Raw genomic sequence first — 18,068 nt, 5'->3', positions numbered from 1 at the left:
GGCCCGTGCGGCATGATGGGCGCATGGCGAGCGACGGGGGACACGGCATGTCCCCGTATCGGTCCGGCCTGCCGGGACCCGTCGCCGGCCGGTACCGGATCACCGGGCGGCTGGGCCGCGGCGGTATGGGCACCGTGTGGCGGGCGACCGACGAGCTGCTGGACCGGCAGGTCGCGGTCAAGGAGCTGCACTTCAACGAGGATCTGTCCGAGGCCGAGCAGCAGCTGTACCGGGACCGCGCGCTGCGCGAGGCCCGGAGTGTGGCGCAGATCCGGCATCCGCATGTCGTCGTCCTGCACGACGTGGTCGAGCAGGACGGCCGGCCGTGGATCGTGATGGAGCTGATCGACGGCCGCTCGCTGTCCGACGTGCTCGCCAAGGACGGTCCGGTGGATGCGCGCGAGGCGGCCCGGATCGGCGCCGCGGTGGCGGGCGCGCTGCATGCCGCGCACGAACGCGGGGTGCTGCACCGGGACATCAAGCCGGCCAACGTCCTGATCGAGCGGGACACCGGGCGGGTCGTGCTCACCGACTTCGGGATCGCGCGGGTGTCGGGAACGACGACGCTGACCGAGACCGGGGTGTTCGTCGGTTCGCCCGAGTACACCTCGCCGGAGCGGATGTCCGGGGCGGTGGCGGGGCCGGAGTCCGACCTGTGGTCGGTGGGCGTGCTGCTGTGCGCGTCCGTCGACGGGCACTCGCCGTTCCGCCGCGATTCGATCGGCGGGGTGCTGCACGCCGTCGTCTACGACGAGATCCGCCCGCCCGCCAGCGCCGGCCCGCTGCTGCCGGTGGTCTCCGCGCTGCTGGAGCGCGACACCGGCCGCCGGATGGGAGCGCTCGCGGCGGAGCTGTGGCTGCGCACGTACGCCGAGACCGGCGAGGCGACCGACACGGGACACGTCCCGACCGTCGCCCAGGACACCGTGGTCCCGCCGGATCCCGGCATGGAACCGGCTCAGGACCCGACCCCGCCCCTGACCCCCTCCCCGTTCCCTGTCGCGTCCGAGCTCGCGTCCTCCACGGGCCGGAAGTCCCGCAGGGGAGTGCTGGTGGGCGCGCTGCTCGCGCTGGTCGTCGGGGGTGGCGTGGCCGCCGCCGTGCTGACGATGAACGGTGCCGACGGCAGCGCGGACACCGCGACGCGACCCTCCTCGCCCCCTCCGACGTCCGCGCACACCACGCCGCCCGTCACACCGACCCCCACCCCGGTCCCGGCCGGATTCCGTACCGTCACCGACTCGTCGGGTTTCTCCGTCGTGCTCCCCGACGGCTACGACCGGTCGGTCGATCCGCCGCGGATCTACTACTACTCGCCCGGCAAGGAGTTCCGGTTCGGCGTCCGCAACGAGAAGCCGGACCCGAGCGGCCCGATGGCGGTGATGACCGCGCAGCACCGCTCGGGCGCGGCCGCGTACAAGGGGTACCGGGACGGCTTCGTCACCGGGACGACGAAGGACGGCGGACCCGCCGCGCTCTGGGAGTTCACCTGGGACGGCTACCCGGGCGGCGGCGCGCGCCGTACGTTCGACCTGTGCTGGACCGGGAACGGGCGGCAGTACGACATGTGGGTCTCGTCGCCGGTGGAGAAGTCGGAACAGGGACGGCAGACCTTCGACACGGCGCGGAACACCTTCACCCCGCGCTGAGCGGGCGCGGCATGCTCTGAGCTGCGGAAATCAAGATCGCGCCAGCGATTGCTGGCTTAATTGTGCTCGTCAGGTGAAAAGTAGCTACTGATGGGTACCCAGCGGCGCCCATCAGCCGTAATCTCGCCGATATGACGGACTCGCTCGGCACCACGCGCCCCACCGACGGCAACCCGGCGGCCCCCACCACCGCCAGAGGAGCCCAGGACGTCGTCACCCCCGACCTCGTCGCGCGGCTCACGCGTGGCGTCATCGGCAGCGGCCGGACCAGCAACCACACCCCGCTCACCGGCGAGAAGCTCGCCGACCTCCCGGAGGCCACTCCGGACGAGGTCGCCACCGCCTTCGAGCGGGCCCGCGCCGCCCAGCACGCCTGGGCCGCCACGCCGGTACGGCAGCGCGCCGCCGTGCTGCTGCGCTTCCACGACCTGGTGCTCAGCCGGCAGAGCGAGGTCCTCGACCTCATCCAGCTGGAGACCGGCAAGGCCCGGCTGCACGCCCACGAAGAGGTCCAGGCCGTCGTCATGTCCGCCCGCCACTACGGGCGCCGGGCCCCCGCGTACCTCAAGCCCAAGGGTCACGGCGGTGCCGTTCCCGTCCTGACCAAGGTGGTCGAGCTGCGCCAGCCGCGCGGCGTCGTCGGGCAGATCGCGCCCTGGAACTACCCGTTCGAGCTGTCGGTCGGTGACGCGCTCCCCGCCTTCGCCGCGGGCAACGCCGTCGTGATGAAGCCCGACACCGAGACCGCGCTCACCGCCCTGTGGGCGCGCGAGCAGCTCATCGAGGCCGGACTGCCCGCCGACGTCTGGCAGATCGTGATCGGCGAGGGCCCGGTCATCGGCCCGGCCCTCGTCGAGCACGCCGACTACGTCTCCTTCACCGGTTCCACCCGTACCGGCCGCGAGGTCGCCCAGCGCGCCGCCGCCCGGCTGATCGGCGTCTCCCTCGAACTCGGGGGCAAGAACGCCATGCTCGTGCTGCGCGACGCCGACCTCGACAAGGCCGCCGAAGGCGCCGTCCGCGCCTGCTTCGCCTCCGCCGGTCAGCTCTGCGTCTCCATCGAGCGGCTCTTCGTCGACGAGACCGTCGCCGACGCCTTCCTGGAGAAGTTCGCCGCCCGCACCAAGGCGCTCAAGCTCGGCACGGCCCTCGCCTTCGGCGCGGGCATGGGCTCGCTGGCCGGCGAGCGCCAGCTGGAGACCGTCAGCCGGCACGTCGACGAGGCCCGCTCCAAAGGCGCCACCGTCGTGACCGGTGGCCAGGCCCGCCCGGACATCGGCCCCTACGTCTACGAGCCGACGATCCTGGACGGGGTCGAGGCGCCGATGTCGGTCTGCACCGAGGAGACCTTCGGCCCGGTCGTCTCCATCTACCGCTTCCGCGACGAGGACGAGGCCGTCGAGCGCGCCAACGCGACCCCGTACGGCCTCAACTCGGCCGTCTGGACCAAGGACACCCGCCGCGGCGGCCGCATCGCCGCGCGGCTGCGCTCCGGAACCGTCAACGTCAACGAGGGCTACGCCCCCGCGTACGGCAGCGTCCAGGCGCCGATGGGCGGCATGAAGGATTCCGGACTCGGCCGCCGGCACGGCTCCGAGGGCATCCTCAAGTTCACCGAGGCGCAGACCGTCGCGACGCAGCGGCTGCTGCCGATGGCGCCGTCGATGGGCATGGACGACGAGAAGTACGCCGCCTTCATGAGCCGTTCGCTGCGCGCGATGAAGGTGTTCCGGCTGCGCTGACCCACCGAGTGCGGCGCCGGCGACGGCATGGGGCCGGTCTGTGTGAGGGCCCTGTGCGACGGCCTGTGTGACGGCATTTCTGACGGCAGTTCGAAGGCAACATCCGCTACGGAGGAACCTGTGTCGCGTGACCTGCCCGGCTACGACTACGACGTCATCGTCATCGGCTCCGGCTTCGGGGGCTCGGTGTCCGCGCTGCGCCTCACGGAGAAGGGCTACCGCGTCGGCGTACTCGAAGCCGGGCGCCGCTTCACGCGCGAGACGCTGCCCAAGAACTCCTGGGACGTCCGCAACTTCCTCTGGGCGCCGTCGCTCGGCCTCTACGGCATCCAGCGCATCCACCTGCTGAACAACGTCCTCGTGCTGGCCGGCGCGGGCGTCGGCGGCGGATCGCTGAACTACGCCAACACCCTGTACGTGCCGCCGAAGGCGTTCTTCGACGACCGCCAGTGGGGCCACATCACGGACTGGCAGGCGGAGCTCAAGCCGTACTACGACCAGGCCCAGCGCATGCTCGGCGTCCGGCTCAACCCCACGCTCACCCCTTCCGACGTGCACCTGAAGGCCGCCGCCGAGAAGATGGGCGTCGGTGACACCTTCCACATGGCGCCGGTCGGCGTCTTCTTCGGGGACGGCCAGGACGCCGGCGGAGAGGCGAAGGCCGAGCCGGGCGGCGAGGTCGCCGACCCGTACTTCGGCGGCGCGGGCCCGTCCCGGCGCGCGTGCACCGAGTGCGGTGAGTGCATGACCGGCTGCCGGCACGGCGCCAAGAACACCCTCAACGAGAACTACCTGCACCTCGCCGAACAGGCCGGCGCCGTCATCCACCCCATGACGACGGTCGTCGGCCTCTCCGAGGACCCCGCGGGCGGCTACCGTGTCGCGACCGCGCCCACCGACAAGAAGCGCAAGGGCAAGCGAACCGTGCTGCGCGCCCGGCAGATCGTCGTCGCCGCCGGCACGTACGGCACCCAGACGCTGCTGCACACCATGCGCGACGCGGGCGAACTCCCGGGCATCTCCGCGAGGCTCGGCGAGCTCACCCGCACCAACTCCGAGGCCCTGGTCGGCGCCCAGACCGACAACCGCCGCTACCGCAAGGCGCACGGCGCGGCGAAGGTCGACTTCACCAAGGGCGTCGCGATCACGTCCTCGATCCACCCCAACGACAACACCCACATCGAGCCGGTCCGCTACGGCAAGGGCTCCAACTCCATGGGCGCCCTCACCATCCTGCAGGTCCCGCACGGCACCCGCGCCCCCAAGGGGATCGCCTTCGCCGCGGCCTGCGCGCGCCACCCGATGCTCACGCTCCGCTCGCTGTCCAACCGCCGCTGGTCGGAGCGCACCATCATCGGCCTGGTCATGCAGTCGCTGGACAACTCGCTGACCACGTACCGCAAGCCCAAGGGCCTGGGCAAGGGACTGCTCACGGCCAAGCAGGGCCACGGCGCGCCCAACCCCGAGCACATCCCCGAGGGCGCCGAGGCGGCGCGGCTCATCGCCGAGGAGATCAACGGCTTCGCGGGCAGCAACGTGGGCGAGCTCATGGGGACGCCGCTGACCGCCCACTTCCTCGGCGGCTGCGCCATCGGCGAGGACGCCGAGCACGGCGTGATCGACCCGTACCACCGGCTCTACGGGCACCCGGGCATTCATGTCGTCGACGGCGCCGCCGTCTCCGCCAACCTCGGGGTGAACCCTTCGCTCACGATCACCGCGCAGGCCGAGCGGGCGATGTCGTTCTGGCCCAACAACGGGGACGAGGACACCCGCCCGACGCAGGGCGAGGCCTACGTCCGCCTGCCGGCGGTGGAGCCGCGGACCCCGGCCGTCCCGGAGGACGCGTTCGCCGCGCTGCGACTGCCGCTGCTGCCCGTGCCGCCGATCCCGCCGAAGAACGTCTGAGCGGAAGAGGGTCCGAGGGGGAAGGGTCCGAGTGGAGAAGGGTTCGAGTGGAGACGTCCGGGCGCAGCAGGTCCGGGCGCAGCAGGTCCGGGCGCGACCTGTGGCGGCGTGAGGTATGTCACCGGACGGGGACGCCGGACACCGCGCCGGCCGGGGAGGACAGGCCGTACTCCGATCGGGCGTCGGTACTCCGTTCCCGGGGGCGCGGATGAGTAGGGTGGGTTTCGCAGAGCGGCCGGATCCCAGCGTCCTGGGAGCCGACCGCCTCTTTGGAGTTGCGACCGAGCAGCTGTCCCCTGCTGCCCGGTCACGGAGCCCGGAGCGAGGTCCCACGGCCTGCCGCACGAATGGGCAGGCCTCATCGCTCCGAATTGATACCCCGCCCAGCTGCGTCTGAGCGGCATCCTGTTCGTCCACGCGTGGTTGTGGTCGACCGCCCCTGGCTGGCACGGACACCCCATCCAACGAAGGGGCCCCCGGGCCGGTCACGTGCCGTACGGGTGATGCCGCCCGAACGGGCGATCCGCAGAAACGTCACACGCGGCCGCGGCACAGCTCCAGCAGGGTCATCGCGAGGGTCGTCCCGGGCCGGCCCAGCTCATCGCTGAAGTGGTTCAGCACCTCCATCTCGCGGGACAGGCTCACCCGCCGGCCGCCCGACGCGATGCGGGCCCGCTGGATCTCCGCCGAGACCGCCATCCGTTCCGTGACCAGCGCGATGATCCGGGTGTCGAGATCGTCGATCCGGCCGCGCGCCCCCGTGATCAGGGCCACCGCCTCGTCCGTGCGTGCTCCGGTCCCGGCGGGAGCGGGGGCCGTGGTGACTGCTGCCGTCTGGGTGCTCATCGTGATGTCTCCTGTGATGACTGGGCCGGACCGGGCCCGGAGACGACAGACGCCCCGGACCGAAAGGTCCGGGGCGCCTGGGAAGTCGCTTGTCAGTAGCTCAAGCAGCACGACCATGGCAGCCGGACCAGCCGGTGCCATAGGTAAACGCGAAGATCGCGTAGTGCGTGTTCGAGGACATGCGGACCAGTATGGCGACGAGCACGCCGGGTAGCCAGCCGGCGACCGGATGGTGAGACGGGAGCGCCCTCGTGGAAACGGTAGAATCAGGGTCCGATCCCTCGTACATAACGCCGGAAGGCCGCCCGTGGCATCAGCGACCCCAGCCGCCCCCGACCACACCCCGGACGTCGTCCTGGTAGTGGACTTCGGAGCGCAGTACGCCCAGCTCATCGCCCGACGCGTCCGCGAGGCCCGGGTCTACAGCGAGATCGTCCCCAGCACCATGCCGGTGGCCGAGATGCTCGCGAAGAACCCGAAGGCGATCATCCTCTCCGGCGGTCCGTCGTCGGTCTACGCCGAGGGCGCCCCCTCGCTCGACACGGCGATCTTCGAGGCCGGGGTCCCGGTCTTCGGCATGTGCTACGGCTTCCAGCTGATGGCGGTGGCGCTCGGCGGCACCGTCGACGATAACGGTGCCCGTGAGTACGGCCGCACCGCGCTGACCGTCAGCAAGCCCGGCTCGACGCTCTTCGAGGGCACCCCCACCGAGCAGTCGGTGTGGATGTCGCACGGCGACGCGTGCTCGGCGGCGCCCGCCGGCTTCGCCGTCACCGCCTCCACCGACGTGGTACCGGTCGCCGCCTTCGAGGACGACGCCCGCAAGCTGTACGGCGTCCAGTACCACCCCGAGGTGCTGCACTCCACGCACGGCCAGCAGATCCTGGAGCACTTCCTGTACCGCGGTGCGGGCATCGCGCCGGACTGGACGACGACGAACGTCGTCGAGGAGCAGGTCGCGGCGATCCGCGCCCAGGTCGGCACCAAGCGCGCGATCTGCGGGCTCTCCGGCGGCGTGGACTCCTCGGTGGCCGCGGCCATCGTGCAGAAGGCCATCGGCTCCCAGCTGACCTGCGTGTACGTCGACCACGGGCTGCAGCGCAAGGGCGAGTCCGAGCAGGTCGAGAAGGACTTCGTCGCGGCCACCGGCGTCCAGCTGAAGGTCGTCGACGCGGAGGAGCGCTTCCTGACCGCGCTCGCCGGCGTCACCGACCCGGAGACCAAGCGGAAGATCATCGGCCGTGAGTTCATCCGCGTCTTCGAGCAGGCCCAGGCCGAGCTCGTCGCCGAGGCGGGCGCGGCCGGCGAGGACGTCGCCTTCCTGGTGCAGGGCACCCTGTACCCGGACGTCGTCGAGTCCGGCGGTGGTACCGGCACCGCCAACATCAAGTCGCACCACAACGTGGGCGGGCTCCCCGACGACATCGAGTTCGAGCTGATCGAGCCGCTGCGCAAGCTCTTCAAGGACGAGGTCCGGATGGTCGGCCAGGAGCTGGGCCTGCCGGAGGAGATCGTCCAGCGCCAGCCGTTCCCCGGTCCCGGCCTCGGCATCCGCATCGTCGGCGAGGTCACCAAGGAGCGCCTGGACCTGCTGCGCGAGGCGGACTTCATCGCCCGCGAGGAGCTCACCGCGGCCGGCCTGGACCGGGAGATCTGGCAGTGCCCGGTCGTGCTGCTCGCCGACGTCCGCTCGGTCGGCGTCCAGGGCGACGGCCGCACCTACGGTCACCCGATCGTGCTGCGCCCGGTCTCCTCCGAGGACGCCATGACCGCCGACTGGTCGCGGCTGCCGTACGACGTCCTCGCCAAGATCTCCACCCGCATCACGAACGAGGTCGCCGACGTCAACCGCGTCGTCCTCGACGTGACGAGCAAGCCGCCGGGCACCATCGAGTGGGAGTGACCTCCCGCTGAGCCCTGGACCGTGTCCCGCACGGCCGCCGCGCCGCCCCTCCTGCCTGCTGGGAGGGGCGGCGCCGTCGTTCCCTGACCCGCTCCGCACTCTGTTCTTCTCGCTTACCGCGCGGTAGCTTCCGCTGCATGGCCGACTTCCTCCCGCAGCCCTCGCAAGGGCGCACGCCGCCGCAGCCGATACCCACCGAGCAGCTGCACTTCGCGCTGCCGCAGACGTTCACCAACACCGACGACGAGCGGCAGCACCGCAAGGAACGGCTGGTGGCCGCGCTACGGCTGTTCGGGCGGTTCGGGTTCGAGGAGGGCGTGGCCGGGCACATCACGGCGCGCGACCCGGAGTTCACCGACCATTTCTGGGTCAATCCGTTCGGGATGAGCTTCAAGCTCGTCACCGTCAGCGATCTGATCCTGGTCAACCACGCGGGCCAGGTCGTCGAGGGCCGCTTCCACGTCAATCAGGCGGCCTTCGCGATCCACGCGCAGGTGCACCAGGCACGCCCGGACGTGATCGCCGCCGCGCACAGCCACTCGACGTACGGGCGGGCGCTGTCGTCGCTCGGGGAGCTGCTGGACCCGATCACCCAGGACGTCTGCGCGTTCTACGAGGACCACGCGCTGTTCGACGACTACACGGGCGTCGTGGTCGACGAGGAGGAGGGCCGCCGCATCGCGGAGGCGCTCGGGCCGCACAAGGCCGTCATCCTGCGCAACCACGGGCTGCTGACGGTCGGCGACTCGGTCGACGCGGCGGCGTGGTGGTTCATCACGATGGAGCGCTCCTGCCAGGTGCAGCTGACCGCCCGGGCGGCCGGGAAGCCGGTGCTGATCGACCACGAGAGCGCCGTCCACACCCGTGGCCAGCTGGGCAACGATCTCGTCGCCTGGATCAACTATCAGCCGCTCTACCAGCAGATCTCGCGCAGCGAGCCCGATCTCTTCGGCTAGCCGCGGGGCCGGCCGCGGTGGGACCGGGCGGGGATCCGGCCGGATTCGCCGGGAACTGAGTCGGATCCTTGCGGTCTACGTACCACCCGGTGAGAGAGTCGTACGTGAAGAATCGTTTCCATTCCTGGGGGGCGCGTACGACGGGAGAGGCGGGACAGCATGCTCCGAATCTGGCGGGAGACCGCGTCGCGCTATGCGTTGATGCCGCTGCGGATCTTCCTCGGCGTCACCTTCGTCTACGCGTCGCTCGACAAGCTCACCGGCTCCGTGTTCCTCACCGATTCCGCGCCGGGATCGCTGGTCGGCACCCTGCACGCGGTGCGTGACAGCGCGGCGATCCCGCAGATGGTCGATCTCGCGCTCAAGGCGCCGCACGCCTTCGGGTACGCCATCGCCTTCGGTGAGCTGGCCGTCGGCATCGGCATACTGATCGGCCTGTTCGGCCGCCTCGCCGCGCTCGGCGGCGCAGCGATCTCGCTCAGCCTGTGGCTGACGGTCAGCTGGGCCACCGATCCCTATTACTACGGCAACGACCTAGTGTACCTGATGGCCTGGCTGCCGCTGATCCTCGCCGGCACCCCGCTGCTGTCCGCCGACGGGCTCATCGCCTCACGCCGCCGGTCCGGTGTCGCCCCGCTGCCGCCGTCGGACCAGGCGGCTGATCACCGACGTCACCGCGGCGCAGGCCAGACCGCCCGCCGCTAGGGCCACCGTCAGCGGCCGGGAGGGATCCCAGCCGCCGGCGGCGTCCAGCAGGAACACCGCCGCGAGGCCCAGCAGTACCAGTCCCATCACGAGGGACGCGGGCTCGAATCCATGCCGTTTCACCGGACCACCCTCATCTGTCCCGCGCCCACCTCGACGTCGAGTTCGATCGTGCCGGTCGACGGGATGCCCGCGTCCGGTTCGAAGACCACCTGGCTGCGCGTGTCCGAGCTGAGGTCCACACCGTGGTTGACCTTGCCCGGCAGCTGCACCTCGCCGAAGCCCATCTGGTAGTTGAGCCGCACGGTGGCGTTCCTCGGCAGCCGGACCTCGGCCCGGCCGGCGCCGACCTCCAGCTTGGTCGTGACGGTCTTCCCGCCGAGCGGCAGCGCGGTCAGATCGAGCAGGCCGTGTCCGGTGCCCTGCTCGTAGTGCGGCTGGAGGTCGGAGACGGCCACCGGCCGCCAGTCCGTCGTCGCCCACTCGGTGGTCATGCTCTTGGGAACCGCGGCGGCACCCACCAGCAGCGCGATCGTCAGCACGGCCCAGAAGGCCGTACCGCCCCTCGCCCGGCCGGTCCAGGCGCTCAGGACGAACGCCAGCCCGAAGACGGCCAGCGCGGACGCCAGCCCGATCTCCAGGGCCGTCCCGAGCGGGTGCCCGTGCCAGGCCGCCGCCGTACCGACCGCGCCCGCCATCAGCGCAACGAAGAACGCCAGCACTCCCAGCCAGGACGACTCCCGCCGGGCGGCGGACTTCCTGGCCCGCCAGGCCTTGCGGTCCTGCTCCTGGTACGGGCCGTCGTCCGGCCCCCACAGGTAGCCCGTGGAGCTGCTCACGCCGGCCGAGAAGTCCTTGGTCAGCGGATCGCGCCACCACGAAGGGGTCACGGGGCTCGGCGGCGCCTGCGCGGCCGGCGGGGCGTCGGCGGCCGGACCGGCCGCCACCGCGCTCGCCTCGCCGTCGAGCTGGGCCCGGCGGCGCTGCTGCGACCAGTAGACGGCGCCCACCACGGCCGCCAGCAGCAGGATCGAGAACCCCTGGTCGGTGCCGTTGCCGAGCATCGACGCGTACAGGCCGCAGCCGACCAGCGCGACGAGCACGGCGGTCAGCGCCGTCCCCTCGACCCGGCCGGACAGCAGTCGGTGCGCCTCGCTCTGGTCCTCGCCCTCCTGCGGGATGACCAGCCAGGCCATGCCGTAGACGATCAGGCCGATACCGCCGGTGAGCGACAGCACGGCGAGCACGATCCGGAAGATCACCGGATCGAGCTCGAAGTAGCGGCCCGCGCCGTCGCACACACCCGCGACCACCCGGCGGCGGCTGCGAACGATGCGGCGCCGGGCCGGGGGCTCCGGTGAGTCCGGAAGATCCGGGGTGGCGTCGGCCTCGGCCTCGAAGGCCGGCCTGCTGTCCTGCGTCATGCCTCCATGGTGGCGGCCGCGGGCACTCTCCGGCACCAGGTACAACCCTGGCCGATCCCTGAGCCGGCCCCCAGGGGCCGGGCTTCCGACCCATCACCCGGTCCGGGTGGGGCCTGGGGCACCCGGGCCCCTGGGCACCTGGCCACCCGGGCCCCTGGTCCCAGGGGGTCAGGGTGACCTCCGGGAGGAACCCTGATGCCCCGGGCGGCCCCGGCGTGTGACGATCGGGGTATGCCAGCCACCACCCCTGCTCCTGCGACGGGCGCGTCCTACCTAAAACCGCCCGACCCGGCGGACCCGCTGGCGCGCAAGCTCTACCGCAGCTCCGAGGGCCGGATGATCGGCGGAGTGGCGCGCGGGCTCGCCGGGCACCTCGGGCTGCCGGTGTCGTGGGTGCGTGTGGTGTTCGTGGTGCTCGCGACGTTCAACGGCCTCGGCATCCTGCTCTACGCGCTCTTCTGGTTCTTCGTGCCGCTCGGCGTCGGCGGGGTGAGCGAGGCCAAGGAGCCGCGCGACGCCAAGTCCTGGCTGGCCGGACGGCGGCCCGACAAGGGCCAGATCCTCGCGCTCATCGCGCTGTTCATCGGCCTCGGCGTCCTCGTCAGCAATCTGAACCTGGGCGCGGCCAACGCCGCGATCTGGCCGCTGCTCGTCATCGGCCTCGGCGTCGCCCTCGTCTGGCGGCAGGCCGACAACGCCCGCCGCAGCCGCTGGGTCGAGATGAGCCAGGGCAAACGGTTCTGGCCGATCGCCCGTGGCGCCGCCGGTGTGCTGCTGGTCGGGGCCGGGGTCACCGGCTTCCTCGTGGTGCGCAGTTCCGGCAGCCACCTCGGCGGCATCCTGCAGGCGGCGCTCGCCGTGCTGGTCGGGGTGGCACTGATCGCCGGGCCCTACCTCGTACGTCTGACCCAGGACCTGTCCGCCGAGCGGCTGATGCGTATCCGGGCCCAGGAGCGTGCCGAAGTCGCCGCGCACGTCCACGACTCCGTACTGCACACCCTCACCCTCATCCAACGCAACGCCGAGGACCCGCGCGAGGTCGCCCGCCTCGCCCGCGCCCAGGAGCGCGAGCTGCGGGCCTGGCTGTACCGGCCGGAGGGCACCGGCAAGGAGGACGAGCCGACGAACTTCGCCGACGCCGTACGCAAGGCCGCCGCCGAGGTGGAGGACGCCCACGGGGTGCCCGTCGAGGTGGTCTGCGTCGGTGACTGCCCGCTGGACGACAATCTGGTCGCACAGATGGCAGCCGCACGCGAGGCAATGGTGAACGCGGCCAAGTACGGTGGCGACGAGGCGGTTCAGGTGTACGCCGAGGTCGAGGAGCGCAAGGTCTTCGTGTCCGTACGGGACCGGGGGCCCGGATTCGACCTCGACCAGGTGCCGGACGACCGCATGGGCGTCCGGCAGTCGATCATCGGCCGGATGCAGCGGAACGGCGGCGAGGCGCGCCTGCGCAGCGCACCGGGCGGGGGCACGGAAGTGGAACTCGAAATGGAGAGGGTGGCGTCATGACTGAGGACCGACGCGTAAGGGTCGTGCTCGTCGACGACCACCGGATGTTCAGGACCGGTGTACAGGCCGAGATCGGCGAGACCGAACGAACGGGTGTCGAGGTCGTCGGCGAGGCCGCCGACGTGGACCAGGCCGTCACGGTCATCACCGCGACCCGTCCCGAGGTCGTCCTCCTGGACGTGCACCTCCCCGGCGGCGGCGGTGTCGAAGTGCTGCGGCGCTGCGCACCGCTCATGGGCGACGCGGAGCGGCCGGTCCGCTTCCTGGCGCTGTCGGTCTCCGACGCCGCCGACGACGTCATCGGCGTCATCCGCGGCGGCGCGCGTGGCTACGTCACCAAGACCATCACCGGGCCGGATCTCGTGTCGTCCATCTTCCGGGTCTCCGACGGCGACGCCGTCTTCTCCCCGCGGCTGGCCGGCTTCGTCCTCGACGCCTTCGCCTCGACGGACGCCCCGCCGGTCGACGAGGACCTGGACCGCCTCACCCAGCGGGAACGGGAAGTGCTGCGGCTCATCGCGCGCGGCTACGCGTACAAGGAGATCGCCAAGCAGCTCTTCATCTCGGTGAAGACGGTCGAGTCCCATGTCTCGGCGGTGCTCAGAAAGCTGCAGCTCTCCAACCGGCACGAGCTGACGCGGTGGGCGACGGCACGGCGCCTGGTCTGAGGGCCGGCGGGTCCGAGGCCGTCGGGTTCAACGGCCTCGGCGCGGACGCGGCCCTACGGCTCAGGCGGCCGGGGCCGGGTCCGCGAGGCCGTCGATGACCAGGTCGGAGAGCCGGACCTGGTACCAAGACGGTCTGGCTGGTGCTGTCGGCCCAGTTCTCGGCCCATGGGAAGAACGGTTTCCGCGCACCCCAGGCTGATCCGCCGTCAGAACCACCCGAGCGGCCGGTGGTACGGGACGAACGCGCCCACGCCGCGCCGCCCCACCTGCCGCACCTGACCCCGAGCAGCGTTCGCAGGGGCCGTACTCACGACGGGCGGCTCGCGCCCGCGAAGGGCATTTCGTTGATCGGGGCGATGCGGATCGGGGCGCCCGGGTGGGGGGCGTGGATCATTTGGCCGTTGCCGATGTAGAGGCCGACGTGGCTGATGCCGGAGTAGAAGAACACCAGGTCGCCGGGTTGGAGTTGGGACTCGGAGACGCGTTGGCCGGCGTTGATCTGGGTGTACGTGGTGCGGGGGAGCGAGACGCCCGCGGCCTTCCAGGCGGCCTGGGTGAGGCCGGAGCAGTCGTAGGAGGACGGTCCGGTGGCGCCCCAGACGTACGGGAGGCCGAGGGCGCTGTAGGCGAAGGCGACGGCCTGGGCGGCGCGGGCGGAGGGTGCCTGGACGGCGCCGGGGGCGATCGGGACGCGGTCGGTGGAGCGGTCGGCGTGCTGAGTGCCGGATGTCGTCCCGGTGTCGTCGCCGCCGTCGTCCACACTGGCCCGCTGGGCGGCCGTGAGGCGGTCCAGGAGGACCTGGGCGTCGTGCAGCTTGGTCTCGATGGTGAGCTTGTGCTCCGCGAGCTTCGTCTGGGCGTCGCTGAGGGCGGCGAGTTTGGCGTCCGCCGCGTCGTGCGTCGTGGTGATCTCCCGCTGCTGCTCGCCGAGGGTGCGCAGGATGTCGGCCTCCCGGCCGCTCACCTGGTCGATGAGGGCGGCACGTTCGAGATATGTGTCGGGGGTGGAGTCCAGGGCGAGCTGCATGGCCGGGTCGATGCCGCCCGAGCGGTACTGCGCGGCGGCGATGGCGCCGATCTGGTCGCGGGTGGCGTTGAACCGGGCGGTCTTGCGGGCCATCTCGTCCTGGAGCCTGCCCACGTCGGCGCGGGCGGTGTCGGCCGCCTCCTTGGCGCCGTTGTACTGCTCGGTGGCCTGTTCCGCCTGCTCGTACAGGGCGTCGACCCGGGTCTTGACCTCGCCGACGCTGAGCTGCGGGTCGGCGTGGCCGGTCTCGCCGAAGGCGCTGACCGACGCGGCTCCCGCCATGGCGAGGGTGGCCGCGGTTCGTGCGGTGGTTCCGGTGAGTGAGCGCTGCTTGGGCTTTCTGTGCGACGCCACGCGGCCGTCACTCCTTTGTGCCTAGCTGGTGCCCGCCTGCTGAGACCTCGATCCGGCGGCGTCCGCACGGGGAAGCGGAACACCGCCGGATCTTCGGCGGGGGTGGCCGTGCCGTCGGGTCCGACGGCAGTGGGGTTCGGCCACCTGGAGGAGGACGCTAAACCTGGGGGGTACGGAGGAGTACGGCGTAGAGCAGGTCTGGTCCCAATCGGCCGTTGGGTGATCGTCATTGATCAGTGTTCGACGGGTGACATGGCCACTTGCAGAACGGCCTTGACCGATGGGGCAGTTGTCACTCCGTGGGCGACTCGTCCCTGCTATGGGGCGTGGCCGATCTCCGCGGCCTGCGCGGCCACAGAGCCGTTCCGACCGCGTACGCCGCGGCGCACACGGCGGACACCGCGACCGCCGGGCCCCAGGCACTGCCGTCGGAGGGGGCGAACGCGGCGAAGAGGACCAGGCCGCTCGCGCCGTACGCGGTCAGCGGGATGTGGCGCGAGCGCAGCTGGCGGATGCCCGCCGGGCCGGCGGCGCAGGCGTCGACGATGAGGAGATAGGTCAGCAGCAGGGCCGTGACGCACGACGCCAGCCAGACGGGCGGCGCGCTGAACGCGGCGAGGACGACGCAGCCGACGGCGAAGACCGTGTTGCGGTGCTGGGACAGCAGCGCGGCTTTACGGGCCGAGTACTGGACCGGGCGCCGGACGAGCGGCGGGGCCGCCCACCAGGCCAGCACGACCGCGGCGAGCGGCGTCAGTACGTCGCCCATCGTGGGGGAGCCGGTGACGGCCGGATCGCAGGCCGCGAGCGCCAGTGCGACGCCGAGGCCGCGCACCGGCCGGACCGGGACCTGGGGGAGGGTCATGGCGGAGGACGGGGACGAGGACACCGTGGCGGGTTCCGGGGACAGGGAGGGAGTCATCGGGTCCTGCCCTGGATTCGGGTGCGGAGCAACGGTGCGAGGGCGAGGTCGAGGCTCTTGCCGGCCGACTGGGCGACGACCGGGATGCCGCGTTCCCGCAGCGCGAACCGCATCGCCGCCCGGTCGGCGAGCCAGAGCCGCCGGGCCAGGTGTCCGACGGTGTCGCCGGGCGCGATGTACGGGGCGCCGGTCGGGATCTCGATGACGACGAGAGGGTTGCCGCGTTGCGCGAGATCGCCCAGCACTTCGAGGATCCGCTCGTCGGCGAGCTGGGTGATCGCGTAGACGAGGGCGCCGCGGGGCAGCGCGGGCGGCGGCAGGCGCTGGAGGGCGGGGACGGAGTAGCCGAGGTCCTTGCGGACCTCCAGCACGCTCTCGACGATCCGGTAGAAGTAGCCCCCGCCGGAGCCCGGTTGCAGCCAGCGCAGCGTGCCGCCGATCGACACCAGGCCGACCCGGTCGTGGCTGCGCAGATAGGCGCGGGTGAGGCCGGCCGCGGCGCGCACCGTCTCGTCGAGTCCTGAGGCCCTGGTCGCGGGGTCGATGAAGTCGACGAGCGCGTCGACCAGCACGACGGTGTCGGCGGTGCGTTCGGCGGCGAACTGGTTGATCTGGATGCTGCCGCGCCGGGTGGTCGAGGGCCAGTGGATGCGCCGCTGCCGTTCGCCCCAGATGTGCGGGCGCACCCCGACGACCTCGATGCCGTCGCCGTTCTGCCGGGCGGTGTGCTCGCCGAGGCGGTCCGGCAGCCGGACCGGGATGGGGGTGAGAGAGGCCTGGGTGGGCACCGGGAAGACCTGGATCTCACCGAGTTCGGCCCGCACGGTGCGACGGGCGAGCCCGCCGGTGTCGTAGACGTCCACATCGACGGTGCCCAGGCTCCAGCGACCCCAGCGGCGGGCGGTGAGGGCGAGTTCGACGACGGGGCCGGCCACGGCGAGCGAGGTCAGCTCGACGCCCGGCCCGAGGGTGATGCCCGGGTCGATCCAGCCCGCGGCGCCGTCGAAGTCCAGCCGGATGCGGACGGCGATGTCCTCGTTCTCGAAGCAGCGGCCCGGCCCGGTCTCGACGGCGGCGCTCAGCCGGCTCGGCCGGCCGGACGTCAGCACAGCTCCCCCCACCGCTCCCGGCCCGGCGAGTACGAGCAGGACGACCGGGCCCGCGGCCAGCGCCAGCAGCCACGCGTGGCCGGTGAGGAGCGCGGCGGCGGCCGCCACGGCGGCCACCGTGAGCAGCCGCAGGGCGCGCTCGCCGGCCCGCCAGCCGGGCGGCGGCGGGGACGGCGGTTCGGCCGGTTCCGCCGCCTCGCCGGCGGTGGCGTCCGGGGAGCCGCCCAGTGCCCGCGCGATGTGCGTGGGGACCGCGACCGGGCGGGCTGCGGGCCGGCCCGGCGGCTGTCGGTCCGCGGTCACGGCCGCGCTGCCGGGCGCCGGAACGCGCCGGGCCTGTCCTCGGCGCCGTCGGAGCGCTTGTCCTCGGGCAGGGTCTGCGGCGCCGGTACGGACCGCGCGAGTTCGGCGATGACGTCGTCGGCGTTGATCTGCCGCACCCACAACTCGGGCCGCAGCGTGACGCGGTGCGCGAGGGCCGGGACGACCAGCGCCTTCACGTCCTCCGGGGTGACGTAGTCGCGGCCGTCGAGCACCGCGCGGGCGCGGGCCAGCTGTACGAGCGCGAGTCCGCCGCGCGGCGAGGCGCCGACCTGGATCTGCGGATGGGCACGGGTCGCGCCGATGAGGGCGACGACGTACGCGATCAGATCGTCGTCCACCTCGACGCTCTCCAGGCTGGAGCGCATGGCGAGCACCTCGGCGGGCGTGCTGAGGGTGTTCAGTACGGCTTCGGGGGCGGCCCGGTCGAGCCGGATGCGGAGCATCGACGCCTCGTCGCGGGGCGGCAGGTAACCCATCCTGACCCGCAGCAGGAAGCGGTCCAACTGGGCCTCAGGCAGGCTGTACGTGCCCTCGTACTCGATCGGGTTGGCGGTGGCGATGACCACGAACGGCTCGGGCAGCCGCCGGGTGACGCCGTCGACCGAGACCTGCGCCTCGGCCATCGCCTCCAGCAGCGCCGCCTGGGTCTTGGGGGGTGTGCGGTTGATCTCGTCGGCGAGCAGCAGATGGGTGAAGAGCGGTCCTGGCCGGAAGACCATCTCGCCGCTGCGCTGGTCGTAGAAGGGCGCTCCGGACACGTCGGAGGGCAGCAGGTCGGGGGTGAACTGGACCCGGCGGAAGTCGAGTCCGAGCGCGGTGGCGAAGGAGCGGGCGAGCAGGGTCTTGCCGAGTCCCGGCAGGTCCTCGATGAGGATGTGGCCGCCGGCGAGGACGCCGAGCATGACCAGTTCGAGGGAGTCGGGCTTGCCGACCACGGCGCGTTCGATCTCGGTGAGCACCTGGCGGGCGCGTTCTCCGGCCTCGCGCGGCGTCAGGGCGGCCGGGGACGCGGCGGCGGA

Annotated in this window: 14 protein-coding genes; 8 read left to right on the top strand and 6 right to left on the bottom strand. The window is 72.1% G+C overall.

Annotated elements, in window-relative coordinates; all coding sequences use genetic code 11:
• Nucleotides 1-23: 23 nt before the first annotated feature.
• The 3 genes from C6N31_RS02585 (at nucleotide 24) to C6N31_RS02575 (ending at nucleotide 5,299) form a co-directional block, all read left to right on the top strand.
• Complete coding sequence (locus C6N31_RS02585; RefSeq protein ID WP_232484673.1) at nucleotides 24-1,649, top strand: serine/threonine-protein kinase; 1,626 nt, start codon at nucleotides 24-26, stop codon at nucleotides 1,647-1,649.
• A 131-nt stretch (nucleotides 1,650-1,780) separates the two neighbouring features.
• Complete coding sequence (locus C6N31_RS02580; RefSeq protein WP_138352958.1) at nucleotides 1,781-3,391, top strand: succinic semialdehyde dehydrogenase; 1,611 nt, start codon at nucleotides 1,781-1,783, stop codon at nucleotides 3,389-3,391.
• 75 nt (nucleotides 3,392-3,466) lie between these two features.
• Nucleotides 3,467-5,299, top strand: a complete 1,833-nt coding sequence (locus C6N31_RS02575; protein WP_438817406.1) for a GMC oxidoreductase — start codon at nucleotides 3,467-3,469, stop codon at nucleotides 5,297-5,299.
• 534 nt (nucleotides 5,300-5,833) lie between these two features.
• Here the strand turns inward: C6N31_RS02575 and C6N31_RS02570 are convergent.
• On the bottom strand, nucleotides 5,834-6,145 hold the full coding sequence (locus C6N31_RS02570; RefSeq protein WP_138352960.1) for a chorismate mutase: 312 nt from the start codon (nucleotides 6,143-6,145) through the stop codon (nucleotides 5,834-5,836).
• 307 nt (nucleotides 6,146-6,452) lie between these two features.
• On the opposite strand from C6N31_RS02570, the gene guaA reads away from it, so the two are divergent.
• The 3 genes from guaA to C6N31_RS02555 all read left to right on the top strand — a co-directional run bounded on the left by guaA (nucleotide 6,453) and on the right by C6N31_RS02555 (nucleotide 9,709).
• Entirely contained in the window at nucleotides 6,453-8,048 is a 1,596-nt protein-coding gene (guaA, locus tag C6N31_RS02565) for a glutamine-hydrolyzing GMP synthase (RefSeq protein WP_164297483.1), read from the top strand.
• A 137-nt stretch (nucleotides 8,049-8,185) separates the two neighbouring features.
• Nucleotides 8,186-9,004, top strand: a complete 819-nt coding sequence (locus tag C6N31_RS02560) for a class II aldolase/adducin family protein (protein ID WP_138352962.1) — start codon at nucleotides 8,186-8,188, stop codon at nucleotides 9,002-9,004.
• Nucleotides 9,005-9,163: 159 nt separating this feature from the next.
• Nucleotides 9,164-9,709, top strand: a complete 546-nt coding sequence (locus tag C6N31_RS02555) for a DoxX family protein (RefSeq protein WP_138352963.1) — start codon at nucleotides 9,164-9,166, stop codon at nucleotides 9,707-9,709.
• Between the two features lie 119 nt (nucleotides 9,710-9,828).
• On the opposite strand, the gene C6N31_RS02550 is transcribed toward C6N31_RS02555, so the two are convergent.
• Nucleotides 9,829-11,133, bottom strand: coding sequence for a PspC domain-containing protein (locus C6N31_RS02550; RefSeq protein WP_138352964.1), 1,305 nt, complete (start codon nucleotides 11,131-11,133; stop codon nucleotides 9,829-9,831).
• A gap of 231 nt (nucleotides 11,134-11,364) precedes the next feature.
• Here C6N31_RS02550 and C6N31_RS02545 point away from each other — a divergent pair, with 231 nt between their 5' ends.
• Both C6N31_RS02545 and C6N31_RS02540 read left to right on the top strand, forming a co-directional pair.
• Complete coding sequence (locus C6N31_RS02545; protein ID WP_138352965.1) at nucleotides 11,365-12,645, top strand: ATP-binding protein; 1,281 nt, start codon at nucleotides 11,365-11,367, stop codon at nucleotides 12,643-12,645.
• Entirely contained in the window at nucleotides 12,642-13,313 is a 672-nt protein-coding gene (locus tag C6N31_RS02540) for a LuxR C-terminal-related transcriptional regulator (protein ID WP_138352966.1), read from the top strand. Before C6N31_RS02545 ends, C6N31_RS02540 begins: the two co-directional genes overlap by 4 nt.
• A 307-nt stretch (nucleotides 13,314-13,620) precedes the next feature.
• On the opposite strand, the gene C6N31_RS02535 is transcribed toward C6N31_RS02540, so the two are convergent.
• From C6N31_RS02535 to C6N31_RS02520, 4 genes are all read right to left on the bottom strand, one after another.
• A complete protein-coding gene (locus C6N31_RS02535) occupies nucleotides 13,621-14,694 on the bottom strand; it encodes a C40 family peptidase (protein ID WP_138352967.1) in 1,074 nt (357 codons plus the stop codon).
• A gap of 292 nt (nucleotides 14,695-14,986) precedes the next feature.
• Entirely contained in the window at nucleotides 14,987-15,616 is a 630-nt protein-coding gene (locus C6N31_RS02530; protein WP_198357074.1) for a hypothetical protein, read from the bottom strand.
• Nucleotides 15,613-17,028, bottom strand: coding sequence for a DUF58 domain-containing protein (locus C6N31_RS02525; protein WP_307811175.1), 1,416 nt, complete (start codon nucleotides 17,026-17,028; stop codon nucleotides 15,613-15,615). The genes C6N31_RS02530 and C6N31_RS02525 overlap by 4 nt, the downstream gene beginning before the upstream one ends.
• A complete protein-coding gene (locus tag C6N31_RS02520; RefSeq protein WP_138352998.1) occupies nucleotides 17,025-18,044 on the bottom strand; it encodes an AAA family ATPase in 1,020 nt (339 codons plus the stop codon). Before C6N31_RS02520 ends, C6N31_RS02525 begins: the two co-directional genes overlap by 4 nt.
• Between the last annotated feature and the right edge of the window lie 24 nt (nucleotides 18,045-18,068).

This window comes from Streptomyces fildesensis, from assembly GCF_016107395.1.
In the GTDB taxonomy this organism is placed as follows: Bacteria; Actinomycetota; Actinomycetes; order Streptomycetales; family Streptomycetaceae; genus Actinacidiphila; species Actinacidiphila fildesensis.
Note: the sequence above shows the minus strand (reverse complement) of the source record. Positions and strands in the feature narration are given on the sequence as shown.